Origin of the sequence: Dactylosporangium sp. McL0621 (assembly GCF_049995355.1) — a bacterium.
In the GTDB taxonomy this organism is placed as follows: Bacteria; Actinomycetota; Actinomycetes; order Mycobacteriales; family Micromonosporaceae; genus Dactylosporangium.
This window is the reverse complement of record NZ_CP188259.1, coordinates 5,099,742-5,123,667: the sequence shown is the minus strand read 5'-3', so window position 1 is coordinate 5,123,667 and position 23,926 is coordinate 5,099,742. Positions and strand designations below refer to the sequence as shown.

General features: G+C 70.7%; 25 protein-coding genes and 1 pseudogene. 13 read left to right on the top strand and 13 right to left on the bottom strand.

Translation table 11 applies throughout. The annotated features are described in order from the left end of the window. The first annotated feature begins 3 nt into the window (after nt 1-3). Nucleotides 4-945 carry an NmrA/HSCARG family protein gene (locus ACPPVO_RS24790; protein ID WP_426513535.1) on the top strand — a complete coding sequence of 314 codons (942 nt, stop codon included), beginning with the start codon at nt 4-6 and terminating at the stop codon, nt 943-945. Between the two features lie 156 nt (nt 946-1,101). Here the strand turns inward: ACPPVO_RS24790 and ACPPVO_RS24785 are convergent, their stop codons facing one another. Genes ACPPVO_RS24785 through ACPPVO_RS24770 form a run of 4 tightly spaced genes read right to left on the bottom strand, consistent with a single transcriptional unit; the run spans nt 1,102 to nt 3,933 of the window. After that, nucleotides 1,102-1,794, bottom strand: coding sequence for a class I SAM-dependent methyltransferase (locus tag ACPPVO_RS24785; RefSeq protein ID WP_426513534.1), 693 nt, complete (start codon nt 1,792-1,794; stop codon nt 1,102-1,104). Nucleotides 1,795-1,816: 22 nt separating this feature from the next. Next, nucleotides 1,817-2,641, bottom strand: a complete 825-nt coding sequence (locus ACPPVO_RS24780) for an ABC transporter permease (RefSeq protein ID WP_426513533.1) — start codon at nt 2,639-2,641, stop codon at nt 1,817-1,819. Beyond that, complete coding sequence (locus ACPPVO_RS24775) at nt 2,642-3,634, bottom strand: ATP-binding cassette domain-containing protein (protein WP_426513532.1); 993 nt, start codon at nt 3,632-3,634, stop codon at nt 2,642-2,644. After that, nucleotides 3,631-3,933, bottom strand: a complete 303-nt coding sequence (locus tag ACPPVO_RS24770; RefSeq protein WP_426513531.1) for a hypothetical protein — start codon at nt 3,931-3,933, stop codon at nt 3,631-3,633. Before ACPPVO_RS24770 ends, ACPPVO_RS24775 begins: the two co-directional genes overlap by 4 nt. Nucleotides 3,934-3,993: 60 nt before the next feature. On the opposite strand from ACPPVO_RS24770, the gene ACPPVO_RS24765 reads away from it, so the two are divergent. Then, entirely contained in the window at nt 3,994-4,623 is a 630-nt protein-coding gene (locus ACPPVO_RS24765; RefSeq protein WP_426513530.1) for a TetR/AcrR family transcriptional regulator, read from the top strand. A 193-nt stretch (nt 4,624-4,816) separates the two neighbouring features. Further along, complete coding sequence (locus tag ACPPVO_RS24760) at nt 4,817-7,438, top strand: CHAT domain-containing protein (protein ID WP_426513529.1); 2,622 nt, start codon at nt 4,817-4,819, stop codon at nt 7,436-7,438. Nucleotides 7,439-7,448: 10 nt separating this feature from the next. On the opposite strand, the gene ACPPVO_RS24755 is transcribed toward ACPPVO_RS24760, so the two are convergent. From ACPPVO_RS24755 to ACPPVO_RS24745, 3 genes are read right to left on the bottom strand one after another with little or no spacing between them, the layout of a single operon-like run. Beyond that, a complete protein-coding gene (locus ACPPVO_RS24755) occupies nt 7,449-7,736 on the bottom strand; it encodes a hypothetical protein (protein WP_426513528.1) in 288 nt (95 codons plus the stop codon). Nucleotides 7,737-7,750: 14 nt separating this feature from the next. Further along, nucleotides 7,751-8,257: a hypothetical protein gene (locus ACPPVO_RS24750; protein ID WP_426513527.1), complete on the bottom strand. Its 507-nt coding sequence runs from the start codon at nt 8,255-8,257 to the stop codon at nt 7,751-7,753. After that, nucleotides 8,254-8,595, bottom strand: a complete 342-nt coding sequence (locus ACPPVO_RS24745; RefSeq protein WP_426514972.1) for a hypothetical protein — start codon at nt 8,593-8,595, stop codon at nt 8,254-8,256. Before ACPPVO_RS24745 ends, ACPPVO_RS24750 begins: the two co-directional genes overlap by 4 nt. Here ACPPVO_RS24745 and ACPPVO_RS24740 point away from each other — a divergent pair. After that, a pseudogene (locus tag ACPPVO_RS24740) lies at nt 8,477-8,872 on the top strand (DUF1963 domain-containing protein); the annotation flags it as partial. The gene ACPPVO_RS24745 and the pseudogene ACPPVO_RS24740 overlap by 119 nt on opposite strands. Nucleotides 8,873-9,356: 484 nt before the next feature. Next, a complete protein-coding gene (locus ACPPVO_RS24735) occupies nt 9,357-11,411 on the top strand; it encodes a PQQ-dependent sugar dehydrogenase (protein ID WP_426513526.1) in 2,055 nt (684 codons plus the stop codon). Between the two features lie 138 nt (nt 11,412-11,549). Here the strand turns inward: ACPPVO_RS24735 and ACPPVO_RS24730 are convergent, their stop codons facing one another. Together ACPPVO_RS24730 and ACPPVO_RS24725 are read right to left on the bottom strand one after the other, a co-directional pair. After that, nucleotides 11,550-12,080, bottom strand: a complete 531-nt coding sequence (locus ACPPVO_RS24730) for a GNAT family N-acetyltransferase (RefSeq protein WP_426514689.1) — start codon at nt 12,078-12,080, stop codon at nt 11,550-11,552. Nucleotides 12,081-12,282: 202 nt separating this feature from the next. Next, nucleotides 12,283-12,855 carry a helix-turn-helix domain-containing protein gene (locus ACPPVO_RS24725; RefSeq protein ID WP_426513525.1) on the bottom strand — a complete coding sequence of 191 codons (573 nt, stop codon included), beginning with the start codon at nt 12,853-12,855 and terminating at the stop codon, nt 12,283-12,285. A 74-nt stretch (nt 12,856-12,929) separates the two neighbouring features. On the opposite strand from ACPPVO_RS24725, the gene ACPPVO_RS24720 reads away from it, so the two are divergent. Further along, the gene (locus ACPPVO_RS24720; protein WP_426513524.1) at nt 12,930-13,865 is read left to right on the top strand and encodes an alpha/beta hydrolase; all 936 of its coding nucleotides are present in this window, start codon (nt 12,930-12,932) and stop codon (nt 13,863-13,865) included. Beyond that, entirely contained in the window at nt 13,862-14,722 is an 861-nt protein-coding gene (locus tag ACPPVO_RS24715; RefSeq protein ID WP_426513523.1) for a CPBP family intramembrane glutamic endopeptidase, read from the top strand. The genes ACPPVO_RS24720 and ACPPVO_RS24715 overlap by 4 nt, the downstream gene beginning before the upstream one ends. 131 nt (nt 14,723-14,853) lie before the next feature. Here ACPPVO_RS24715 and ACPPVO_RS24710 read toward each other — a convergent pair whose 3' ends face one another. After that, on the bottom strand, nt 14,854-15,372 hold the full coding sequence (locus ACPPVO_RS24710; RefSeq protein WP_426513522.1) for a GNAT family N-acetyltransferase: 519 nt from the start codon (nt 15,370-15,372) through the stop codon (nt 14,854-14,856). Between the two features lie 109 nt (nt 15,373-15,481). Continuing rightward, nucleotides 15,482-17,350 carry a histidine kinase gene (locus ACPPVO_RS24705; RefSeq protein WP_426513521.1) on the bottom strand — a complete coding sequence of 623 codons (1,869 nt, stop codon included), beginning with the start codon at nt 17,348-17,350 and terminating at the stop codon, nt 15,482-15,484. Between the two features lie 376 nt (nt 17,351-17,726). Here ACPPVO_RS24705 and ACPPVO_RS24700 point away from each other — a divergent pair, with 376 nt between their 5' ends. From ACPPVO_RS24700 to ACPPVO_RS24690, 3 genes are all read left to right on the top strand, one after another. Then, nucleotides 17,727-18,467 (top strand): phosphotransferase, encoded by a 741-nt coding sequence (locus ACPPVO_RS24700; protein ID WP_426513520.1) that lies wholly within the window; start codon nt 17,727-17,729, stop codon nt 18,465-18,467. 117 nt (nt 18,468-18,584) lie between these two features. Continuing rightward, nucleotides 18,585-19,106 carry a hypothetical protein gene (locus ACPPVO_RS24695; RefSeq protein ID WP_426513519.1) on the top strand — a complete coding sequence of 174 codons (522 nt, stop codon included), beginning with the start codon at nt 18,585-18,587 and terminating at the stop codon, nt 19,104-19,106. A gap of 96 nt (nt 19,107-19,202) precedes the next feature. Beyond that, the gene (locus ACPPVO_RS24690; RefSeq protein WP_426513518.1) at nt 19,203-19,535 is read left to right on the top strand and encodes a hypothetical protein; all 333 of its coding nucleotides are present in this window, start codon (nt 19,203-19,205) and stop codon (nt 19,533-19,535) included. Between the two features lie 83 nt (nt 19,536-19,618). Here the strand turns inward: ACPPVO_RS24690 and ACPPVO_RS24685 are convergent, their stop codons facing one another. Beyond that, a complete protein-coding gene (locus tag ACPPVO_RS24685) occupies nt 19,619-20,440 on the bottom strand; it encodes a patatin-like phospholipase family protein (RefSeq protein WP_426513517.1) in 822 nt (273 codons plus the stop codon). A gap of 20 nt (nt 20,441-20,460) precedes the next feature. After that, the gene (locus ACPPVO_RS24680) at nt 20,461-20,625 is read right to left on the bottom strand and encodes a hypothetical protein (protein WP_426513516.1); all 165 of its coding nucleotides are present in this window, start codon (nt 20,623-20,625) and stop codon (nt 20,461-20,463) included. A gap of 74 nt (nt 20,626-20,699) precedes the next feature. Between ACPPVO_RS24680 and ACPPVO_RS24675 the strand changes: the two genes are divergently transcribed. The 3 genes from ACPPVO_RS24675 (at nt 20,700) to ACPPVO_RS24665 (ending at nt 23,338) form a co-directional block, all read left to right on the top strand. Continuing rightward, nucleotides 20,700-21,722, top strand: a complete 1,023-nt coding sequence (locus tag ACPPVO_RS24675) for an Lrp/AsnC family transcriptional regulator (protein WP_426513515.1) — start codon at nt 20,700-20,702, stop codon at nt 21,720-21,722. Between the two features lie 53 nt (nt 21,723-21,775). Beyond that, entirely contained in the window at nt 21,776-22,408 is a 633-nt protein-coding gene (locus ACPPVO_RS24670) for a TetR/AcrR family transcriptional regulator (RefSeq protein WP_426513514.1), read from the top strand. A gap of 126 nt (nt 22,409-22,534) precedes the next feature. Next, nucleotides 22,535-23,338 (top strand): class I SAM-dependent methyltransferase, encoded by an 804-nt coding sequence (locus tag ACPPVO_RS24665; RefSeq protein WP_426513513.1) that lies wholly within the window; start codon nt 22,535-22,537, stop codon nt 23,336-23,338. The last annotated feature ends 588 nt before the right edge of the window (nt 23,339-23,926 follow it).

Genomic DNA, 23,926 nt, shown 5'->3' with positions numbered 1-23,926 from the left:
TCGATGTCTCACGACAATGTGATCGCGGTGCTCGGTGCGACCGGCACGCAGGGCGGGGCCGTGGCGCGGGCGCTGCTGGCCGACGGTGAGTTCGGTGTGCGGGCGGTGACACGCGACGCCGCGTCGGGCAAGGCGCGGGCGCTGACCGGCCTCGGTGCCGACGTGGTCGAGGCCGACCTTGCGGACGAGGGCAGCCTCCGCGCGGCGTTCGACGGGGTGTACGGCGCGTTCCTGGTCACCCCGTACTGGGAGCACCGCTCCCCGGCCCGGGAACTGGCCGAGGTGGAGAACCTGATCAGCGCCGCCCAGGCGGCCGGCCTGCAGCACGTGGTGTGGTCGACGCTGGAGGACACCCGGGAGGTCATCCCGGCCGGCGACGACCGGATGCCGACGCTCGAGGGCGGTTACCGTGTGCCGCACTTCGACGTGAAGGGTGGCTCGGCCGACGCCTTGTTCGCCAAGTCCGGCCTGCCCACGACGTACCTGCTGATGTCCTTCTACTGGGACAACCTGCTCTCCCTGCAGAAGCCGCAACGCGACCCCGACGGGACGCTCGCGCTGCACCTGCCGATCGGTGACGCCGCGATCGCCGGCGCGTCCGCCGACGACATCGGCCAGGCCGTGCTGCAGGTGCTGCGGCGACCGGCCGAGACGATCGGCGCCACGGTCCCGGTGGCCAGTGACCATCTGACCGGCGAGCAGATCGCCGCGGCGCTCGGCACGGTGATCGGCGAGCCGGTGGCCTACCGTCCGCCCACCCACGACCAGGTCCGCGGTCTCGGGTTCCCGGGGGCGGACGAGCTGGGAAACATGTTCCAGTACTACGCCGAGTTCCCCGGGTCGTACCTCGGCCGCCGCGACCTCGAGGCCGCGCGCGCGTTCAACCCGGATCCGCTGAGCCTGACCGACTTCCTGGCCGCGCACCGTGCCGAACTCACGGCCTGACCGACCGCCGCCCGACTCGATGGACCCGCCGGCACCGGTACCGTTCCACTCGGACTCCGTGTTGCTCCACTTCCCGACGGTCGCCCTGGTACGGACGATCGTCGGGGGGTGAAGCGGTGCGGCGCCGGTGCCGTTGTCCGGGCGCCGCTGAGCGGGTCACGCCGGGTACCGCTTGGTCCCGACGTAGTGGATACCTGTCGCCCGGATTTCACCGGCGTCGATGGCCGCCTGCTCGTCGGCTTGGCTGACCGGGTGCAGGTCGGGGAAGAAGTACGGCGCGCGGGTATCCAGCCGGGATTGGAAGCGGGCCTGGAGCGCCTGGATGATGGCTTCCCCGCGGTACAGCCGCTCGCGTCCGGCCCAGTCCTGCAGATAGCTCTGCCAGGGTTGTCCGGAGGCTTGCCACTGCTCTCGGTGGCTGTGCAGCCAGCCGCGCTCGCCACTGTCCGGGAGCCGGTCGAAGCTCCAGCGTGCGGTCGCTTCGTCGAACCGTTCGTACGCCCACTCCACCACGATGAACGCGCCGCCCGGGGTGAGCGCGGCCGCGGCTCGGTTCAGAACCTCGTCCAGGTCGTCGACGTGGTGCAGTGAGGTGCAGGCCACGATCGCGTCGACGGGGCGGCCGAGTTGGTGCTTTTCGAACTCGGTCTGGTGGTAGCCGGGTCCGGACGGTGCCGCCGGGTCCACGCCCACGGCGTCGTAGTCGCTCCTCCGCATGGCCGGGACGAAGCCGCCGGCCGGGCCGCATCCGATCTCCAGCACGCGGGACGGGGCCGGCGGCAGGTGGGCGCGTACGAAGGGCCAGAGGCTGTCGAGCCAACGCTGCTTGGCGGTCGTCATGTCGATCATCAGTGTGCTCCTTTGGAAGTCGTTACCAGGTGCGCAGCAGGCGCACCGACAATGGCCCGAAGACCGCAGTCAGCGCGGCGCAGGCGGCCAGGAGCCAGGCGACCTGGCCTCCGGAGGTACCGCCGGCCATGAGTTCCCGGGCGGCCGTCACCAGGTGCGTGACCGGGTTGACGTCCACGAACGCCTGCAGCCATCCCGGCAGCGTGGCCGGGTCGACGAAGATGTTGCTGAACAACGACAGCGGGTACAGCAGCGCCTGGGTCACCCCGAGCACGGCCCCGGGCGACTTCATCAGCAGCGCCAGGGTCGTCCACACCCAGGACAGGCTGACGCTGAAGACGATGACGAGCAGCACGGCGGCGGCCACGTCGAGGGCGTTGCCGTCCGGTCGGAACCCGAGCGCGAGGCCGAGCCCGACCACTACCGTCGAGGCGAGCGCGTATCGCACGGCGTCGCTGAGCATCACCCCGATGAGCGGGGCGGCGGGCCGGATCGAAAGCGTGCGGTACCGGTCGAACGCGCCGCTGGCCAGATCGAGGCTCAGGGCGGCGCCGGTGGTGCCGGTGGTCACCAGCAGCGTCATCACCAGAATCCCGGGGACCAGGTAGCCGAGGTATTCGCCGGTTGATCCGCCGACGGCGCCGCCGAACAGGTACGTGAACATCACGGTGAACACGACCGGGTGGACGGCGATGTCGAAGATCTGGACCGGGGTGCGCCTGATCTTCAGCAGGGCGCGCCGGCCGAATGCCAGGCTGGCGGTCAGCGTGCTGGGCCGCGCCGGCCGCAGCCGGGCGAGCACCCCGCCGGTCAGACGGGCTTCGGTGGCGGTGTCGAGCGTGGTCATTCAGGCGGCTCCCTTCGATGTGGTGTCCACAGTGGCCGGTCGGCCGGTGAGCGCGAGGAACACTTCGTCGAGGCTGGGCTGGCCGAGGGTGAACTCGGTGACCTCGATCCGCGCTCGGGACAATTCGGCCAGGGCCTGGGCCGCGGACTCGGCGCCGGCGGGCCCGCGCGGCGTCAGTTGCGCGGTCAGGGCGACCGGGTCCGCGTCCAGCGCCACGCAGCCGCCGAACGCCCGTGTCAGCACCTGTTCGGCGGCCGGCCGGACGCCGGGTTCGGCGAGCCGTACCCGGAGCGTGCCGCCGCCGATCGCGGCCTTCAGCTGGCCGCTGGTGCCCTGGGCGACGAGCTTGCCGTGGTCGATGACGGCGATGCGGTCGGCGAGCCGATCCGCCTCGTCGAGGTACTGGGTCGTCAGCAGGACTGTGCCGCCCTGGACGGCAATGCCACGGACGATGTTCCAGATCTCGTTGCGGTTGCGCGGGTCCAGCCCGGTGGTGGGCTCGTCCAGGAACAGCAGGTCGGGTGTGACGATGAGGCCGGCGGCGACGTCCAGGCGGCGGCGCATGCCGCCGGAGTACGTCCTGACCAGACGGTCGGCCGGTTCGGTCAGGGCGAACCCGGCCAGCAGCTCCTCGGCCCGGGTCGCCGCGGCCGCGCTGGAATGGCCGTGCAGCCGGCTGAGCAGGACGAGGTTCTCCCGTGCGGTGAGGCCGTCGTCGAGCGAGGCGTACTGCCCCGTCAGGCTGATCCGTTCGCGTACGGCGGCGGCCTGGCGAACCACGTCGTGGCCGAACACCCGGGCGGTACCCGCGTCGGGGCGCAGCAGCGTGGCGAGCATCCGGATGGTGGTCGTCTTGCCGGCGCCATTGGGGCCGAGGACCCCGTATACCGTGCCGGTGGGGATGTTCAGGTCGATGCCGTCGACGGCGCGCGTGGCGCCGAACGCCTTCACCAGGCCGATCGCTTCGACCGCGAGGGGACTGGAGCGGGTCATCGGGTCCAGCCGTCCTCGGCAACCAGCTCACCCTGTTCCGCGGTGACGTCGCGGGCGACGGCGAACGCGGCGGCGGCCTCCGGCAGGTTCGGCGCGCCGGCCAGGGCGGCGCTCATGATCTCCGGCGAGTCCCACCGCCACATGTCCACCCACGTCCGCTCGTCGACGCGGATCAGCCGGGTCTCGCCCGGGCCGGCGTACTGCGCCCTGATCGCCGCGATGAGCTGCCCGCGCCGTTCCAGCACGAGGTCGGCATCCGCGGGGTCGGCCGTGAACCGCGTCGTCCGAATGAGAGCCATTTCTGTACTCCTTCTCTAGACTTGATTTTTAGAGTTGAACTCTAGTGTTACAGTACAGCCATGCAACTGGTCAAGAGCACCGGCAAAAAGGGCGAGAAGTCACGGCAGACCCGGCGGCGCATCCTGCAGGCCGCATACGAGCTGTTCGTCAGCCAGGGCTACGGGGCCACCACGCTGCAGGGCATCGCCGAGCGGGCCGGCGTCGCCGTGCAGACCATCTACTTCGCCTTCGGCAACAAGCCGTCGCTGCTCAAAGAGCTGGTCGATGTCACCATCGCCGGCGACGACGAGCCGATCCCCACGCTGCAGCGGGACTGGTTCCGCGAAGCCCTCGCGGCCGACACCGCCGAGGCTCATCTGCGGGCGCACGTGCGCGGCACCTGTGCCGTACTCGCGCGGGTGGCGCCCATCATGGACGTCCTGCAGGCCGCCGGCGCGCAGGATCCGAACTTGGCCAGCCTGTGGCAGCAGGACACAGATCCGCGCCTGGAGGTACAGAGCGCCGCCGCGCGCAGCCTCATCGCCAAGCCCGGCGCCCGAGCCGACCTGACCGTCGAGCACGCCGCCGACCTGCTCTACGGCCTCCTGAGCCCGCAGCTGTACCTGCTGTTCACCCGCGACCGAGGCTGGACGGCCGACCGCTGGGAACAATGGGTACACAACACCCTGCACTTGCAACTTTGCGGTTAGCACCGGCCGCTCGTCCAGCGCCTCGCAACAACTGAGGCAACCCTGCCGGGGCTGGCCGCCGCCGAAACGCGCGCGGACGCAGCTGGCGACATCGACTGGCTGGGGTCGGTCGACTCGACGACGCGATTGATGGGGTTGGGTATTCTCCTGGCATCGGGTGCCTGCTCCCTGCTTTGCATCGGAGAGTGACCACGTGTTCATCGGTGGGCCGGAGTGGAACGCCGCCTCGACGGCCGAGAAGATCGACTTTCTGGACGCCGGACGATCCAACATTTCGCCGACCCGGGACGCCGCAACCTGGGCCCGGGTGAGCCTGCTGCGCGCCGAGCTGCTGCGCGGCGACGACAGCGGTGACCCGGAGGCGAACCGGCTGGCCGCGGCCATCGATCTGGACTTCGCGGCGGTCGTCGCCACGATGGCCGACGACCGGACGCTGGTCGGGGAGATCCTGGCCGCCCAGGCCGAAGCACTGCTCGAGCAGTCGGGTACCACCGATCTGGAGACCGTGCTCGGGCTGGCCCGGCGGGCCATCACGTACACCAGGACCGCCGACCGCACGGTCACCGCCCGCATCTACGTCATGATCGGATTCTGCTACCTCCACCGGGGCACAGGACTTCGGTGGAAGAACCTCGAAAAGGCGAAGTCCGCGTTCAAGATCGCGCTGCGGCTGGCGTCCGCAGCCGGGCTGCGTGACGTGGCCGTCACCGCGACCCAGGGACTCGGTGAGGTCTATCTCGTCCGGATCGAGGGCGAGCCGCTGCGCAACGTCGGTAAGGCTCAGCAGTGGCTGGAGCAGGCGTTCGAGCTGCACGAGCCGACGGCCACCCCGCCGGTCATCTCCTGTCTGCACAAGCTCGGGCTGGCCTACCTGGACCATCGCGGCGAGCCGACCCGCGAGCACATCCAGGCGGCGCGGGCCGCGGCCTCGGCCGCACTGGAGCACGTCGAGGTCGAGACCGATCCGCTGGCGTGGGCGCAGCTGCACCATGTGCTCGGCAAGGCGCTTGCGATGGGAGCCGCCGACGCGGACGATCCTGACTTCGAGGCTGGTCTCGGCTGGATGGACCGGGCGCGGACGGTCCTGGCGGACCTCGGCCTGGCCGACGAGTATGCGCGGGTGTCGTTCGACCTGGCGACCGCCCACCTGGCCCGCCACGACCTGGTCGGCAACCGCGTCGACGCCCAGCGTTCCGCCGAACGGCTACAGCAGGCGCTCACCGTCTGGCGGCCGCACAGCGCGGCCATGGAGTGCCGCGACGCGGCGGGTCTGCTGGGGCACATGCTCGTCGCGCTCGACGACTGGCCCGGCGCGGCGGCCGCCTGGCAGGAGGCGGTGGAGGCGCAGGAGGCCCTGCTCGACCTGTCGCCGGAGCGTCGGCACCAACGGCTCTCGACCCGCGACGGCGGTGAGACCGTCAGCCTGCTCGCCCATGCCTACGCGCGGCTCGGCCGGCCCGAGGATGCCGCCGTGGCCTTGGAGCAAGGGCGTGGGCGAACCCTGCGGAACCTGGTCGGCGTCCGGCAGCTCGCCGGGCGCCAGGACGACCCCGAGATCACGGCGGCCGCGTTGAAGGCCTACCGCGAGATGGATCGCGACGCGTGGGCCGCGCAGGGGTACACCGGCACGCTGCAACGGCTGCGGGCGGTGCTGCCCGACTTTCTGCGCCCGCCCGGCTGGAGCGACCTGCAGCGGTGGATCCCGGCCGGCAAGGCCCTGGTGTACCTGGCCGTTGCCGAGTACGGCAGCACGTGGATCGTCCTGGCCCGCGACCCCGCCGGCCGGACGGTCGCCACGTCGGTCATCGTGGACGGGTTCGACCAGGAGAGCCTGCGTCTGCTGCTCGTCGGCGACGATGGCCGAGGCCGGCTGGCGGCGGCTTCGTTCGGTGACATGGACCGCTTCGCCGACGTCCTCGATGCGGCCATGGAGCAGTTGCGCGTCCTGGTCGAGCCGCTCGCGGCGGCCCTCGACGCGCTGGGCGTTCGCGAGGTGGTGCTGGTACCGACCCGCTTCGCCGTCCTCCTGCCGCTACACGCGCTGCTGATCGAGCGCGCGACCGTGTCGTTCGCGCCGTCGGCCCAGATGTGGGCGGCGGCGGCCGCGACGGCCAACGCCGCCGCTGCGGTACCCCCGCGGCTGCTCGCCGTTGCGACGCCGGACGCCGACCCGCCGCTGCCGTATGCCCGGCTCGAGGCGCAGCAGGCGGCCGGCCGCTTCGGGCAGTCGACGATGATGGCCGACGAGCCCGTCTCCGCGCCGCAGATGCTGGCCGCCATCGCGGATGCGACACACGTGCACTTCGCCTGCCACGGGCAGGTCAATCTCGACGAGCCGCTGCTGTCCTCGGTCGAGCTGCCCGGTGGTCGCCGGCTACACCTGACCCAGGTCCTCGACTACAAGGGCGAGGCGATGCGATGCCGGCTGGTCGTGCTGTCCGCCTGCCAGACGGCGGTCATCGTCACCCGCCCCGACGAGGCCTTCATCCTCCCGACCGGATTCCTCACCGCCGGGGCCGCCGGCGCGATCGCCACCCTGTGGCCGGTCGACGATCTCGCCACCTGCGTGCTCATGGACTGCTTCTACCGCCACCTCGCCGATGGTCAGACTCCGGGCGCCGCCCTCCGCGCCGCCCAGATCGACGTGATGTCGATGCGCCTGCCCGCCGTGCTGGCGTACGCCCAGCGAGAGCCCGGCGCAGCCGCGGTCTCGTCCGCCCGCGGGGGTTCCCCGAACGCCGCGGCCGCCGCCGGCCGGCAGACGCCGTTTCATCACCCCGCGTTCTGGGCCGGCTTCATCCACATCGGCGCATGACCGGACGCCGTCAACCAAACGGCTGGAGGCGCTCGATCGCCGCCGCGATCCCGACGCCGCGGGCGTCGAGGAGCACCTTGCGCAGTACCACCACGGCTTCCACCGACCGCAGGTGTGCCTCACGCTCTTCAGGCGCCTGCTGACTCATGGAGATCCCGGCCTGGATGAACCAGTCGAAGAGATCATCCATCCCCGGATCGAGCAGGCGGGGTTCGCCGATCAGGATCTCCCGCAGCTCGTCCGGGCCCGAGCAGTGGGCGACGGCGATGACGATGTCCGCGAGCTCGTCCGTCGTCATCGACGCCGGGGCCGTCACCGCTCCCCCGGACCGGCGAGCAGCCCCACGGCGTGCGCCTGGCCGGGGCCGGCGGGCCCGTACCACGTCATCCCCACCGCGGCCACCAGCAGTACCAGGCACACCAGCGCCAGGACGATACCGATCCGCAGCGCTGCCGCGGTCCGCAGCGCCTCGTCATGATCCAGCGCCTCCCGCGACGGAACCTCGGCGACACGCACCACGCTCGGCCGGCCGTGCGCCGCTCGCAGCAGCGTCAGCGCGCTGAGCGTGCCGGCGACCGCCGCACCCAGCAGCACCCACCCGACGGCAACTGCCCAGCCTCGGGTCAGCTCACCGAGATCGGACCGCCCCTTCACCAGCGAGAAACCGGCCAGGGCGGCGAGCAGGCCGCCGAGCCCGTTGCGCCACGCCCGCGCGGCCGCCCGAACCCGGACCAGCTCCGTGCGGATCAGCTGCCGCCGGGTCTTCGCCCGGCGAAGGTCCGCCAGTGACGCATCCGGTCCGGCCGCAAGACGAATCATTGCCCGTCCTCGTGCAGTTCGACGGTCCAATACGCTCCGCATCCCAGTTGTCCCGCCGGACGCCCGGGATGGTCTTCGTCGCAGGTGCACACGACGGTGTGGTACATCGGCTCAGCCGGCTCCGTCCGGCGCCGCGAGCGCTTCGTCCCCTGACGGAACACCGATTCGAAGATCGGCACAGCGATGGCCGATGCGCACCGGGGACAGAGTCCGTGCAGCATGACGATGCCGGTCCGCATCCGCTCCGCCGCGAAGGACGACGCGGCGACCGCCGAGAACTCCGAGGCGGTCGTCTCCGTGTACGCCAGCAGTCCCGAACCCAGCTCGCCGTCACTCACGATCGACTCCTGCGATATGCGACACCCGCCGTCATCCATTGGACCAGTCAGATCATGGCGAAATCAATGGCAAATCAAGACAGCCGGCCGAGGCCAGCCATCCGTGCGGCTAGGGCCCAGCCTCGCCATGACCCCGGTTCCGGTCGACGCGCCGCTGCCGGCACTGTCGACGAAGCTCGGCGGGGTGCCCGACCTGCCGCCGGGCACGACCTGGCCCGCCGGCGCCGGTGGGGAGCCGCTGCCGTTCGTCCTGCAGCTCAACCTCACCGATCTGGCCGGGCGCTTCGACGGCTGGCTGCCCTGGCCGGCCGGCGGTGGCGTCGTGCAGCTGTTCACCATCGGCGATGACAGCGACTTCAAGGTGCTGGTGCACCGCGACCTGGCCGCGCTGCGACCGGCGGCGGCGCCCGTCGAGCCGGCCCACGAGTACCGGCTCGATCCGAGCGTTCAGCGCGTCCTGTCCGACGATCCGGTCGGCACGGCCGCCGCTTGCAGCTGCAGTACCAGTGCACCTGACGCCGGCCGGGGACTCAGGCGGCGGCCAGGTCGGGGATGCGCTCGCCGTCGCCGGGCATTCCGTCAGCAGGTACGCCCTGCTCGAAGCCCATTCCAGCGTTTGACATCGGGCAGACATTCATATTTTATGATGTTTGTTCCTTTTCGGCCCGTCCGTCAACCGGGCCTGGTCCGATGCCGAAGCAGTGACGTCGTCGCGTCGCTGGAGCCCGCCAGCACATCGACCACATGCACTTGGAGGACTGATGGGGAAACTCATCGCCATCGGCGCGGGGCTGGCGGTGATCGCCGCGGTGATCGTGACGGTCCTGGCCCCGGCCGACGCCGCGACGGGAACGCCCATCGTCGCTCAGGCCTCGGGGCGGTGCCTGGACGTGGTCGGGCAGTCCCAGGCCGACAAGACCCTGGTGAACATCTACGACTGCAACGGGCAGGCCAACCAGGCGTGGACGTTCACCGCGGCCGGCGAGCTGCGGGTGTACGACACCCCGAAGTGCCTCGATGTCGCCGGGCAGGACACGACCGCGCCGGCGACCGCGCAGATCTACACCTGCAACGGCGGGCCGAACCAGAAGTGGCGGATCAACGCTGACGGCACCATCGTCGGGGTGCAGTCCGGGCTGTGCCTGGACGTGACCGGCGCGGGCACGACGAACAGCACCGCGGTGGCGTTGTGGACGTGCAACGGCCAGACCAACCAGCAGTGGCGCATGTCGGCCGCGGACACCCAGCCGCCGAGCGTGCCGGGCAACCCGCGGGTGAGCAACCTGGCCTGCGACTCGGTGACCTTCGCCTGGAACGCCTCGGCCGACAACGTCGGGGTGGCCTTCTACGACGTCTTTCACGACGGGCAGCTGATGAAGTCGGTCAGCGGCAGCACCCTCTCGACGAGCCTCACCGTCGTCGCCGGCGTCACCTGGGGCCTGTACGTCAACGCCCGCGACGCCGCCGGCAACGTCTCGCAGGCCAGCGCCACGGTGTCGATCACGCCGCCGCAGTGCCAGGCCGACACCCAGCCGCCGACCGCCCCGGCCGGCCTCACCGGCTCGGCGTCCGGCACCACGGTGACGCTGCACTGGACCGCCGCCAGCGACAACGTCGGCGTCCGCGCGTACGACATCTACCGCGACAACGCCAAGGTCGGCGCCGTCACCGGCACCGCCACCTCCGCCCCGGCGACCGCGTTCGTCGACAGCGCCCTGGCCGCCAACACCGCCTACCAGTACTACGTCGTGGCCCGCGACGCCCAGGCCAACGTCTCCCCGCACAGCAACGCCGCGACCGTCACCACCGGCGCGGCGTGCGGCAGTTCAGTGTGTGCGGTGACCCAGATCGCCACCGACACCGACATCCCGTGGGGCCTGGTCACCCTGCCGGACGGCACCATCCTCTACAACCGCCGCGACGCGCACGACATCGTGCACCTCAACCCGGCCACGGGAGCGAAGACGAGCGTCGGCACCGTGCCCAACGTCGACAACACCGACGGCGAGGGCGGCCTGCTGGGCCTGGCGATCTCCTCCAGCTACGCGTCGGACCACTGGCTGTACATCATGCACACCTCCCCCACCGACAACCGCATCGTGCGGATCAGGCTCGACAACGACGTGCTCACCACCGGTAGCGAGCAGATCCTGCTCACCGGCCTGCTGCGCAACAAGTTCCACAACGGCGGCCGGTTGCGCTTCGGCCCCGACGGCAAGCTCTACGCCTCCACCGGCGACGCGCAGAACGGCGACAACGCGCAGAACAAGAACAGCCTCAACGGCAAGATCCTGCGGCTCAACCCCGACGGCACGGTGCCGTCGGACAACCCGTTCGGCAACTACGTGTGGAGCTACGGGCACCGCAACCCGCAGGGCCTCGCGTTCGACTCGCAGGGCCGGCTGTGGGAGCAGGAGTTCGGCAACGCCGTCATGGACGAGACGAACCTCATCACCAAGGGCGGCAACTACGGCTGGCCCGCCTGCGAAGGCACGTCGGGCACCTGCGGTACCGCCGGATTCATCGCCCCGAAGCAGACCTACTCCACGGCCGACGGCTCCTGCTCCGGCATCGCCATCGTCCGCGACGTGCTCTACGTCGCCTGCGAGCGCGGGACCCGGATGTACCGCGAGGTCATCAGCGGGAGCAGCCTCACCAACGTGCAGATCTACTTCAACGGCACCTACGGCCGGCTGCGCACCGTCGAGCCGGCCCCCGACGGCGGCCTCTGGCTGACGACCACGAACAACGGCGACAAGGACAGCGTCCCGAACAACAGCAACGAGAGGATCTTCCACGTCGCCCTGGGCAGCTGACCTGGATGTCAATCGTCGCGGCCGGCCGATGGGCTGTCCACGCTGGGCCTGCCGCTGCGGCCGCCAGTGATGCCGCAGCACCGATCAGGGATCTCGGTGCTCGAGTCAGGTCGTGGCCCGAGGCCGATGCTGCCTCGCTCACAGCCGGTCGAATGGGCCGGCATAGGAGAAGTGGCCAGTCATGCCGTCGTACTGGGCGAGGGTCCGGACCTGGAAGTAGTCACCCCACGACGGGTCCGGCGCGGCTATCCCGATCGACTGGGAGGGAACAAAGCCGAAACGATGGTAGAAGGCAGGGTCGCCCACCAGCCCGACCAGAGGCTCGCCGAGCGCGTCGGCAGCACCCAGAACGGCGTGCATCAGGGCAGCACCGATACCGGCTCTCTGCCGGTGCGGGAGAACGCTCAGGGGCCCGAGACCAAGAGCCGGCTGAGCATCGACATGGGCACGTGTAGCGACCACGTGGCCGACCACGAGGTTGTCCTCGACCGCGACCAACGACAGCTGCGCAACCCAACTGGCATCGTCTCGCAACCGCGAGACCAGGGTCGCTTCGCCCGGATCTCCACCTGACTCCGCCGGCGGTGCGCTGTGCGCGACGCCACGGAACGCGGCGGCCGTGACCGCACGGATCACCTCAACATCATCGGGAAGTTCACGTCGAATCATCACCACGGAACCATCGGACTCTTCGCTGACCCTCGTCAACGTCTTTTACAGGCTGGCGATGGAGTCCATCGGTCGAAACCTCAGTTCCGACGGGGCCACCTATGTCCGTCGCAGCCAGTGGGGGGTGAGCGCCGGCGGCTCGGGTGCCGGAGCAGCGCGATGCCGTTCCACGGGCCCGCACGGCAGGCACCCGGCCCGCGGCTCAACCAGCCGCGGGCCGGGTGGTTGCGGCCGACGCGGGTGGCGTCGTCGGCGTGTCCGGGACGACAACGAGGCTCACGACGCGGCGGGCGCGGTCGCCGTCGCGGGTATTGCCGGTCCGGCTGACGACGGCGTGCTCGATCTCGGTGACCATCGCGGCGAACTCCTCGTCGGTCAGCCACACCGCCGCCTGCCGGTAGACCACGCCGTCGCGCTGCGGGTCGGCGTGCTCGTGGGTGAGGTAGCGGTCGAAGTCGCCCATCAGTGACGCCGCGAACGTGGTGAACGCCCGCCGGTGGTCGTCCGGGGTCATCGCCGCCCGGGCCGTGGCGTCGATGACGCCCTGCTCCTGGTTGACGCGGTAGCTGCGCTCGATCGTGCCGCGGACACGTCGCTCGTCGACCACCGTCAGCACGCCCGCCTCGACGAGCACAGCGATGTGCCGATACATCGTCGTCGCCGGGATGTCCGGCAGGCGCTCACGCAGCTGCCCGGTGGTCAGCGGGTCGGCGTCGAACAGCGTTTGCAGAATACGCATCCGGATCGGATGCAGGAGGACGTCCGCAGTTGCCATCCCCCCATGTTCCCACCTACGGTAATGTCACCATTTTCGGGAATATTCCCGCGAACGACAATATTCCGAAGTGTGTGAACGAGAGGCGGGTCATGCCGGACGTCGAGATGACGGCGGTGGCGGACGACGGACTGCTGCTGGCCGGCACCCTGACCCTGCCCGAAGGACCCGGCCCGCATCCGGGCGTCCTGCTGCTGCACGGCTCCGGCCCCCTTGATCGCGACGGGAACACCCGCCGCCACCGCCTGGGACTCGGCGCCGACCTCGCGGCGGCGCTCGCCGCCGCCGGGATCGCCACGCTGCGTTACGACCGGCGCGGTGTCGGCGCAACGGCCGGGGACTGGCGCACGACCGGGTTCACCACCACCCGCCAGGATGCTGCCGCCGCGCTGCGTGCCCTGGCCGGCCGGCCCGGCATCCGGCCGGACGCGATCGGCGTGATCGGGCACAGCGAAGGCGCCATCCACGCCATGAGACTCGCCGGCCGGCCGGGGGTCGCGGCGGTGGTGCTGCTGGCCGGGTTCGCCCGCCCGGGTGCCGACGCGCTGCGCCGGCAGGCCCAGCTGATCGCCGGCGGTCTGCCCGCACCCCTCCGACGGCCGCTGCAAGCCCTGTTCACGTGGTACCTGGCCAAGGTCAAGGCGACCAGCACCGACGCGGCGCGCGTCGCGGGGATCCCCGTCAACGCCCGGTGGCTGCGGGAACTGCTCGACCACGACCCACGGCCGGACCTGACAGCCATCCACGTTCCGGTCCTGGCCATTACCGGCGACAAGGACATCCAGGTCGACCCCGCCGACCTCGACGACATCAACCGACTGGTACCGGGCGGGGCCGAGACCCACCGCATCTCCGACCTCACCCACCTGCTGCGACGCGAACCCGGCCGCCCGTCACTGCGCACCTACCCCCGGCAGCTGCGCCGGCCGGTCGACCCCGACCTGCTCACCCAGATCACTGCCTGGCTCACCACCCGGCTCCACACCTCTGTGAAAGGGACGACCGCGTGACCACCGCAACCCCTCCCCGGCCCGGCGGGCTCGGGCTCTTCTGGGCCGTCACGTTCGCCACCACCTGGACCTGCTGGCTCGGCGCCATCGCGATCGGCGGAACCCCGACCAGCTTCCCCACCGCCGTGCCGTACCTCCTCGGCGGCTTCGGCCCGGTGTTCGGCGCCATCGCGGTCCGGCTACGCCGGACCCGCCGCCTCGAACCCGTCCCCGCGCACACCGTTCCAGTGCGGCAGGGCAGCCGGCTGCTGTGGGCGCTGCCGCTGCTGGCGCTGGCGGTGGCGACCGTGGCGGGTGCCGCGGTGCTCGCCGACCTCCTCGACGGCCCGGCGATCGACCTCACCGAAGGCCGGGACCTCGTCGCCACCGCCGGTGGACCCGCGCCGTTCCTGATCAGCATGCTCATCGCCGGGCCCCTCGCCGAGGAACCCGGCTGGCGCGGCACGGCGTACCCACGCCTGCGCGCCACAATGAACCGCCTCCAGACGGGTCTGGTGCTCGGCGCCGCCTGGGCGGTCTGGCACCTGCCGCTGTTCTTCATCACCGGTACCGTGCAGAACGAACTCGGCCTGGTCAGCTGGAGCGGACTGCTGTTCAGCCTCAGCGTCTTCCCGATGGCGCTGCTGACCGGGTACGCGTACGAAGTGGCCGGCGTGGTCGCGTCGATCGCCGTCCATTTCGGCGTCAACACCACGATGGCGCTGCTGAACGTCAGATCACCCGCCACGCAAGCAGCCGTCCTGGCGGTCCAGATCACCGTAACGGCCGTGCTCCTGGCTTCCCGGCGAAACCGTCCCGCGACTGGCTTGCCCGCCCAGGCGGGCCGTCGCGACCGCGAACTGGGCGGTATTCGTTGACCGGTCAAATCGCCTGGATGGGCTGCGCCGAGCCGCCGGCCACCGAGCCGGTGGCGCCCACGCCTCGGCCCGCAACCAGCTGTAGCCACCGTCGGTACAGAACGCAGACAACTCGGCCTCCGCCTCGCGATCTAGGCCCGGTCTCGTGGATCTTGGTGGAGCGTGTAACGGCGTAGCGTGACAGGGCTGCCGTCCGGAGTGGTCCAGCTCGCCGTCGTGGTGTGCAGGTGCTGCCAACCGGTGCGCTCGTAGAGTGCGATGGCCGCTGACCCTTGGCTTGCGACGACCTCCAGCGTCAGGTCGATGTGGTGCTCGGCGGCCCATCGTCGTGCCTGCTGCAGCAGCCTGGTCGCGACGTGGTCCCGGCGGAACGCGGTTGCGACGAACAGGCGGCCGAGCTCGGCGGACGGCGGTGTCGGACCATACTCTCTCGACGGGACGGGAGCGGCGTGTACGGCGACGTGCCCTACCACGGCGGCGCTGTCGGTCGTGGCGATCCACGCGTGCAACATGTCTGGCGGGCAAAGCCATCGATGCGGGTCGGTCGGCCAGTTCAGCGGGTAGCCATCGAGACGATGCACGTCGGCGAGCAGGTCGACACACGGCTGCAGGTCGCTTGGTTCTCGGTCTCGGATCGTCACCTCGTCCATGTCCTCATCATTGTGGTTGTTCGGCGTGCCGCCCGGTGTGGGGCAGGTGGTGCGGTAGATAGACCGTCGTGTCTCCGTGAGGATCGGGAGCGATCAGCGAGCTGGAGAGTTAGTCAGTCGGCGCAAAGTCGATGTCGATCGGTAGCGTGGCGAGCACGGTCGTCCCGGACCTTGCTGGGCTTGAGACCTGCAGGTGTCCACCGAGCGCCTCGACCCGGTCGGCGAGACCTACGAGCCCCGAGCCCAAGGCCGGGTCGGCGCCACCGACGCCGTCGTCGCGGATCGAGAGCACGAGGACCTCACGGCCCGTGTGATCGTCGAGGGTGATGTCGACATCAACGTCGACCTCGGAGGCGCCGGCGTGCTTGGCCGCGTTTGTGAGCGCTTCGGACACGACATAGTAGGCGGCGACCTCGACACCGCTGGGCAGCCGGCGTTTGGGGCCATGGTTGATCGTGACCGGGACGGGAGCGCGGCGGGCGAGCGCCTTCAGCGCGGTCATCAGGCCGCCCTGCGAAAGGATGGCCGGGTGGAGGCCCCGCGAGATCTCCTGCAGGTCGTTGAACGCGTTGCCCAGGCCTTCGGTTGTCCGGCCGAGCTGCGCTTTGGCCTGGTCGGGGTCGCCCGGCAGGAGCGCCTCGGCCGCGCGGAGCTCGAGGCCGAGCGACACGAGGCGCTGCTGTACGCCGTCGTGCAGGTCGCGTTCGATACGGCGGCGGGCCTCGTCGGCGGCCAGGACGATCCGGGTCCGCGACGTGTTGAGCTCGGCCCGGCTCTCGGTGTTCGCGATCGCGGTGCCGACGAGCTCGGCAAACTGGGCCAGCCGCTGCTCGGTATTGGGGGGCGCCGGTTCGCCCCGGGTCCACAGGACAACGAGGGCGCCCCACACCCGGTCCTCGACCGTGATCGGTGTGGCGACTGACGAGCGGAAGCCCTCCTTCCGCGCCAGATCGGCGAGAGGACCGCTGCGGTCGTCGTAGCTGTCCATGCGGGCGGGGCGGGCGGTGCGCAGTACCAGCTCCGTAATGCCGCCTCCGACGGTAAACTGCCGCCCCAGCAGGGGCTCGACGCCGGGTTGGCTGTACTCGGCGATGACGCTGACCGTGCCGGGCGCCTCCTGGCGCATCAGCCTCGTGGCGTCCGCCGCCAGTAGCGACGCCGTCTCGGCCGCGACCGCGGCGACGACGTCGGCCGGCGGCGCGAGGTGGGCGACGAGCACCGCCACCCGACGCAGGCTCGCCTGTTCCGCCGCGAGCTCCCGCAAGGAAGCCGCGAGCTCATGCAAGGAATCGGCCATGGCCTCGCGCTCGGTCGCGGCCTGCAGCAGGATCTCCAACTGGGGCACCATCCGTTCGCGCACCCGGCGCAGGACCGGGTCCTGAAGGTCGGCGGGGACAAACAAGGTGCCGGTCTGCGAGCCGTACCTCAGCGGGAGTGCCATCCGGTCCTCATCGCCTGGGACACTGTCGCGTTCGATCGCTGCGAACGGCAGCCGCAGCATCCGCGCGAGGCGGTGCGACGCCTCCGGCAGCACCAGCCGCAGGTCGTGCACGGCCAGACAGTGCCGGGCCAGCCCGGCGAAGAGGTCGGCCTCCTGGCGGCGTTGGACCGCCTCGACCGCTCGAACCCGGGCCAGCTCCGCCATCACGCTGGCCAGGACCATCGCCACCAGGAACGCCGCGAGTTCCACCCAGTCCCGCGTCTTGCTGACGTCGAGGTCCCGAACGGGCGGAACATAGCCAATGTTGTAGGCCGCGACGCTCACAACCGACATCGCCAACGCCAGCCGCACGCCCCAAATCGTGGAGATCGCCAGCACGCCGAGTAGAAAGAACACCTCCAGGGCGTCCCGCGCCACTACGTGTCTGAGCAGATCGACCAGCAGCATCTCGGCCGCGACGAGCAGCACGCCGACCGCAATCCCCAGCCAGAGCGGCGGCGTCGGCGGCAGCAGCCGGGCCGCCAGGCGTACCAGCATCACCGAACCCCCCATCCGGTCGCCCCGCCACCAGCGTCCTCCCTGGTCAGGCTCACGACCACCTCGTGTTGCGAGGCAAGCAATGTGCCCGCGTTGCCCGCCCAGCGGCCATCCTGCCCTCGGGCAGGTGACGCTATGCCGCTCACCCGGCCGCGATCGAGCGAGGCGAGGGGTGACAACCGACCGACGCTCGAACCACCATCCACTGGGCGGCGGCCGGAGGGCGTCGCCATGCCTCCAGCTCTACAACCCGGAGGTGGCCTCCGGCGACCAGGACTACCCGCACCCGCCCACACCCGCATCCCGTGCGCCGATGGTGTGCGCCCGGGCGACAAAGGGCGGGCCGCCGCGCGGTCCTTCCGCGATACTGGCCCGTGTGGATGAGGTTCAGGTCGTGGTTGCTCACTCCGAGCGGGTGACGCTGCGCGTCGGCGACATGTTCCTCAAGGTGGACGCCGACCCGGCGCGCCTGGACGCCGAGGCCGAGGCGATGGCCGCGGCGCCGATCCCGACGGCGCCGATCCTGTGGCGCAAACCGTCGGTGATAGCGCTCGGCGCCCTCCCCGGCAAGGCCCTCGGCCGCCTCGGCGAGCCGTCGCCCGCCTCGACCGCGGCCTGGGCCGCCGCGGGTGCCGCCGTCCGCACTCTGCACGATGCGCCGCTACCCGCGCGCCCCGGTCGCAGCGCCGACTCGCTGGTCCGGGCGGAGCTGGAATCCGAGTGCGAACTGCTCGTCGCGAACGGCGTCCTCCCCGCCGACCTGGTCGCCCGCAACCGTGAGGTCGCCGAGGTCGCCTTCCGCCCGTTCACCCCGGTGTTCGCCCACGGCGACCTCCAGATCACCCATGTCTTCACCGACGGCGATCGGGTCACCGGCGTGCTCGACTGGTCCGAGGCCGGCCATGGTGACCCGATGTTCGACCTCGCCACACTGACGCTGGGCCACGAGGACCGCCTCGCCGACATCCTCGCCGGCTACGGCCCCGCCGCCGACCCGGCCGCCATCCGCGCCTGGTGGTCCCTCCGCAGCCTCCTCAACGTCCGCTGGCTCGCCGAACACGGCTTCGACCCGTTTGCCCCGGGCTGCGAGGTCGACGTCCTGAAATCTCGCATGTAGCGGACCGACTCCGGGCAATGCCGGGCTATGACTCGTCGAGGCTCCCGCACCCTGGCTCGCCGGCACCGCCGGAGTGGTCGCCGCCGTGACCGGAGAGCTGGCTACGGGTAGTAGACCGTGGGCGGCGGCGACCGCGTCGGCGCGGGAGCCGACGCCGAGCTTGCGTCCTACGTGCAGGAGCGCCATCCGGTCGGCCGCCTCGTCCTGCGCAGCAGCGGCGCGATCATCCACCTCGCCATGGTCGAGTCACGGGCCGGCCGCCTCGCCCGTTCCATCGTGGGCGGCGCGGTGCTGCGCCTGCCGCCGATCGCGCGCAAGGCCGCGGGCACCATCTCCGGCATCGGCATCGACTACCCGCACGCCCCGCGGGCCGCGGACCTCGGCCTGCAGAACGGCCGCCGCCTGTACGAGACCCTGCGCGACGGCCGGTTCGTGCTCGTCGCCCCGCCCGCGGCCGGGTCCGCGATCGCCGGCCGGCCCGTCACGCTGGTATCCGCGGCCGACGCGGCGACGCCGTGGACCCTGGTGCGGCCCGACGCGCACGTCGCCTGGCGCGGCAGACCGTCCGGCCTCGAGGCCGCGCTCGCGGCCGCCGGGCTGTCCCTGCGCTACCAGCGCAGTTCGCCGCGCTCATCCTGAGGGGTACCGGTCGGGCCGTCGGCGCCGGGCGCGGCCAGGCGCACGACGGTCCGGACGTACCGTCTCTCGGCTTGCCCGCGCGAATAGGATCGACGCGTGAAGATCCGTATCCGCGGTCGGCTGCAGGGCATGGGTCGTTGGCTGGCGATCGCCGGCGCTCTGCTCGTCGTGGGCCTTCTCGCGGCTCCGGTCCTGACCTCGGAGCCCGGCGGCGACCACCCGAACGACATGGACTGCGGCAACGTCTTCTGGCTGACGCCGCCGAAGCCGGACCAGGCCGACCCCGACTACGAGTTCTACCGCGACAAGATGGACCGGGCCTGCCGGGAGGCCCGCGTCACCAGAGCCGCCGAAGCAGCCTTCGTTTTCGTCATCACGATATTCGGCGTGGCCCTATGTCCCCGCCGCGATGGAACGTCTTCGTCATAGAGCCGTCTCATCGGGCACAGCGGTCGCGTCACCTGGGACAGCGTGGACGGCCCGCCGCCGGGGTAGCTTGCGACACGGCTCGGTCAACGAGTGCTGGCAGCACGGATCGCGACCGCTGCGCTTTCCGCCTGGCGCCTGCCGATTGGGAAGGCACGAGCGGTGACCGCCGGATCCATCATGCGGGCCGGGGCGCCGAGGTCACCGAAGTCGGGCTCCACGGTGACCACCCGGGCGGACCCGCGCTGCCTGTCGACCTGGGCCGCGTCCGCGCCCTCCAGCGGCTGGCAGCACACCACCACGAGTACGTCGGAGGGTGGTGCGGCCGAGACGTTCAGCCGGCTGACGATGCCGCCGTCTATGTAGTGCACGCCGCCGATGGTGACCGGAGGGAAGAGCATCGGCACGACGCAACTGGCGGCGACGGCGTGCAACAGCGGCACCCGAGAGTGCTCGCCCCACACGACCAACTCGCCGGTGTCGGTGTCGACCGCGGTGCACCGGAAGCCCAGCGGCCAGGTGACACCGTCGAGGACGCCGAACAGGCCGAGGTAGTCGTCCTCGGTGAGCGTGACCGGCGCCTCCCGCGCGGCGGAGCCGATCTCGCGCAGCGTCGGCCGGGGGTCCGCGGCAGCCGCTGCCCGGCGGGAGGCGTCCTGGAAGCCGTCGGAGCCGGCCGCCAGGGTGCCGGCGTCGAGCCGTTCCCCCACCGCCGCCAGCACTGCGAGGGCGCCGGTCACGTCTCGGCCGCTCGCCAGCAACGCACCGACCAGGGAGCCCGCGGAGGTTCCGATGATCCCCGTGGTTCTCGCGAGGTCGACGCCGGCCTCGCGCAGCCCGATGATCAGGCCCGTCTGCCAGGCAACACCGACGGTCCCGCCACCTCCCAGCACCACCGCAGTCGTCACCTGGCCGTCCCTTCCCGTCGTCATGAGATGCCGAACAGAGCGCGGGCGTTGCCAGCGGCGAAGAGCTCGCGGGCCGCATCGGTCGGAAACCCGGTCAGGAACTTGTCGATCTCCGTCCGGGACGGTCGCTGGAACGGGTGGTCGGTCGAGAACAGCAGCTGCCAATGTTCCTCTGTTGCGATCATGAAACCCCTTTCCGGGTACGCCGTAAGCTTCGCCGTCCGCTCACCTTTGAGCCAGTTTTCGTAGGATTGGCTCCGTGAACGCATCAACGGTGGCCGAATCCGGCACTCTGGAGCCGGATGACGTACGAATCATCCGAGCTCTTCAGCTCGACCCGCGGGCGTCGTACGCGCAGATCGGCGCCGTCCTGGGTCTTACCGAGGGCACCGTTCGCCGCCGATACCTACGCCTGCGCGCTGACGGAGTCATCCACGTCGCCGGCGTCCTCGACCCGGGCGCGCTCGGTCAGAGCCGCTGGCTGGTACGGCTGCGCTGCCGCCCGGACAGCGTCGGAGGGATCGCCACCGGCCTCGCCCGGCGCGACGACGTCAGCTGGATCGCGGTCGGCGCAGCCGGCACCGAGATCACCTGCGCCGTCCGCTCCCGCACCACGACCGACCGCGACGACCTGATCGGCCGCCTCCTCCCCCGCACCGCCGCCGTCCTCGACATCGGCGCGGCCGTGATCCTGCACCAGTTCATCGGCGGGCGCGGCCATTACTGGGCCACTCTGTCCGGCGCCCTCACCCCGCAGGAAGAGGCCGCCCTGGGCCAGGCCCCTTTCGTCGAGTCCGCTGCCGTGGCCGCCGTCCCGGCCACCCTCGACGCCGCTGACGAAAAGCTGCTCGCCACCCTGGCCGTCGACGGCCGCGCCCCGCTGTCCACGCTCGCCGCCGCCGCGAACCTCACCCCGGGCCGCGCCGCCCGCCGCCTCCAGGCCCTGGTGGAGCGGCGCGTCGTCCACATCGATGTCGAGATCCCCCCGGCCGCCCTCGGCCTGCACACGCGCGCTGTCCTGCTCCTGCGCATCCATCCAGCTCAGCTGAAGGCCGCCGGCCGGGCACTCGCCCAAGATCCCGCCATCCCGTTCGCCGCCGCCACCTCCGGCCGCGACAACCTCCAGGCCGTCGCACATTGCCGTGACCTGGAAGCCCTCTACGAACTCGCCACCACCCGCCTCGGCGACCTTCCGGGCCTGCGATCGCTGGAGGTCTCCCCCATCGACCACCAGGTCAAGCAGGCCGCAACCAGACTCATCGCCGACCGCCTCGTCCCGTAGGTGGTTGCGCGACGCCGCTTGACAAGAAATCAAACATTCGTTTTAGTTCGGGCGTGGCGACCGGGAAGACAGATCTGCGCCGCGCGGCTGGGCAGCGTACGCGCGATGGCTTGTTGAGGGCGACGCTGGAGTTGCTCGCGTCGCGTGGGCCGGAAGGTCTCTCACTGCGGGAAATCACCGTCAGGGCCGGTGCCAACGTGGCGGCGGTCAGCTACCACTTCGGCTCCCTGAAGGGGTTGTGCGACTCGGCCGTCGAGAGCGCGCTGGAAAGTTATCTGGACGCCCAGCTCGAGGCGCTCGGTCAGCTGAGCGAAGGTTCGACGGTGGAGGAACTGGCGGCCGCGTTCGGCCGGCCGATGATGCAGGCGCTGACCGCGGGCGGCACCGAGCTGGCGGTCATCCGGACGGTGGCCCGCGTCGGCATTGATCCGCCGGACGGCTGGGAGCGGTTGATCGCCAAGTTTCAGCAGACTCGCACCGACGCACTTCGCGTGCTGATGACCAGCCTTCCCGAGGTCGGCGAAGAGGAGTTGATCTTTCGGGTCCGGTGCTCCGCCGGCTTGCTGAACTGGCTGGTTCTTGCTCCGCTGGGGGCTGAGCTGGCAGCGCAGCCGGCCGAGCGGCTCGAGCAACTTCTGGTACCCGTGCTGGCGGGGGCCCTCCGGGGCCGGTCCCAGCCGGCCTGAGCTAAAAAGGCACGTTATTGCGAATTTCCGATAACGATCGGCAGGTGGACGAGCGGCTGTGTCCTGGCGCGCCTGACATCCAGAATTGAGTATCTGCCGTGGGAACAGCCCTCGTACTCTCTGTGGGTGAGCGATGGCAATGACTATGTGAAGCTGCGAGAAACCTTCAACGAGGACGCCGAACGGTATGACCGTGCCAGGCCCCGATACCCGCTGCGGATGTTCGACGATCTCGCTGTGGCCGGAGTAGCGCTCGGTGCCAGGGTGCTGGAGATCGGCTGTGGAACCGGGCAGGCGACCGTGCCGCTGGCCGAGCGGGGTTACCGGATCGTGGCCGTCGAGTTGGGCACGGACATGGCAGCTGTGGCTCGGCGAAATCTTGCCGCGTTCGACTCGGTGGAGGTCGTTACGGCGGCGTTCGAGGAGTGGCCCTTGCCTAGCGAACCGTTCGATGTGGTGTTCTCCGCGACGGCGTTTCACTGGGTCGACCCGGCCGTGCGGGTGTCGAAGTCCGCTGACGCCTTGCGTCTCGGTGGTCTGTTGGCCACCGTGGGGACCCGCCACATCGCTGGCGGCACCTGGACGGAGGCATTCTTCGTCGAGGTTCAGAAGTGTTACGAGCGCTTCGATCCGGCGACCCCACCGGGCCTGCGTCTTGAAGCTGCTCGTGACATCCCGGAGGACGACCGGGAGCTGACCTCGTCCGGGCGATTCGGGCCTGCGAGCTTTTACCGGTACGAGTGGGAGTTGCCGTACTCGACAGCGGACTACCTGGATCTTCTGTTGACCTACTCCGGACACCGGGCCTTGCCGGACGGGCAGCAGAGCGCGCTGCTGAACTCCATCGCGCGGCTCATCGACGAGAACTACGGGGGGCGGGTCGTCAAGCGCTACCTGACTGAGCTGAGGCTCGCCGAACGAGTCCAGTGAATCGATCGGGTAGAACGTCGTGGCGCTGCCTGCCGCGCGGGCCGCTGGGGTGCCGTAGCCGTTGATGTCCTCGGCGTTGAGGGTGATCCCGGCGGCCATCAGCTTGGCCCAGGCCGCGTCGTCGATGATCCGCGGGTTGGGGCGGATCTGGGCGTGGACGGACAGGGGCAGGCTGAGCACCCGCCGCGGGTCGAATCGGCCGGTGATCCATTCCCATTCGATGAGGTCGACGAAGAATCCGCGGATGTGGTCGATGCGTTGGGCCTTGCCTTTTGCGCTGAGCGGCTGGCCGAATCGGGTGCGGTTGTGGCTGTGCCCGGCCCACTGCCCGATCGTGGCGGTCAGCGTGTCAGCGACGTACTCCGCGGCGATGTCGCGGGTCCACAGGTCCGGGGTGCCAGCCTCGGGGTACCGTTCCGCTGCCCAGCGCCGGGCGATCAGGATGACCGAGAACCGGCCGCGTACCGTCGCGGGCTCCAATGTGGACAGCCGTCGCCACCGTAGTGCCCAGTCCCGCCACGGCGGTGGGACCGACTCCAGCGTCTCGGCCCAGGGGCCACGGTTGCGGTTGCGCAGCGGCTCCGCCGC

Coding starts and splice junctions, on each gene's coding strand:
- ACPPVO_RS24790 (WP_426513535.1), top strand. CDS start 4: ATGTCTCACGACAATGTGATCGCGGTGCTCGGTGCGACCGGCACGCAG.
- ACPPVO_RS24785 (WP_426513534.1), bottom strand. CDS start 1,794: ATGATCGACATGACGACCGCCAAGCAGCGTTGGCTCGACAGCCTCTGG.
- ACPPVO_RS24780 (WP_426513533.1), bottom strand. CDS start 2,641: ATGACCACGCTCGACACCGCCACCGAAGCCCGTCTGACCGGCGGGGTG.
- ACPPVO_RS24775 (WP_426513532.1), bottom strand. CDS start 3,634: ATGACCCGCTCCAGTCCCCTCGCGGTCGAAGCGATCGGCCTGGTGAAG.
- ACPPVO_RS24770 (WP_426513531.1), bottom strand. CDS start 3,933: ATGGCTCTCATTCGGACGACGCGGTTCACGGCCGACCCCGCGGATGCC.
- ACPPVO_RS24765 (WP_426513530.1), top strand. CDS start 3,994: ATGCAACTGGTCAAGAGCACCGGCAAAAAGGGCGAGAAGTCACGGCAG.
- ACPPVO_RS24755 (WP_426513528.1), bottom strand. CDS start 7,736: ATGACGACGGACGAGCTCGCGGACATCGTCATCGCCGTCGCCCACTGC.
- ACPPVO_RS24750 (WP_426513527.1), bottom strand. CDS start 8,257: ATGATTCGTCTTGCGGCCGGACCGGATGCGTCACTGGCGGACCTTCGC.
- ACPPVO_RS24735 (WP_426513526.1), top strand. CDS start 9,357: ATGGGGAAACTCATCGCCATCGGCGCGGGGCTGGCGGTGATCGCCGCG.
- ACPPVO_RS24730 (WP_426514689.1), bottom strand. CDS start 12,080: ATGATTCGACGTGAACTTCCCGATGATGTTGAGGTGATCCGTGCGGTC.
- ACPPVO_RS24725 (WP_426513525.1), bottom strand. CDS start 12,855: ATGGCAACTGCGGACGTCCTCCTGCATCCGATCCGGATGCGTATTCTG.
- ACPPVO_RS24710 (WP_426513522.1), bottom strand. CDS start 15,372: ATGGACGAGGTGACGATCCGAGACCGAGAACCAAGCGACCTGCAGCCG.
- ACPPVO_RS24705 (WP_426513521.1), bottom strand. CDS start 17,350: ATGCTGGTACGCCTGGCGGCCCGGCTGCTGCCGCCGACGCCGCCGCTC.
- ACPPVO_RS24680 (WP_426513516.1), bottom strand. CDS start 20,625: ATGATCGCAACAGAGGAACATTGGCAGCTGCTGTTCTCGACCGACCAC.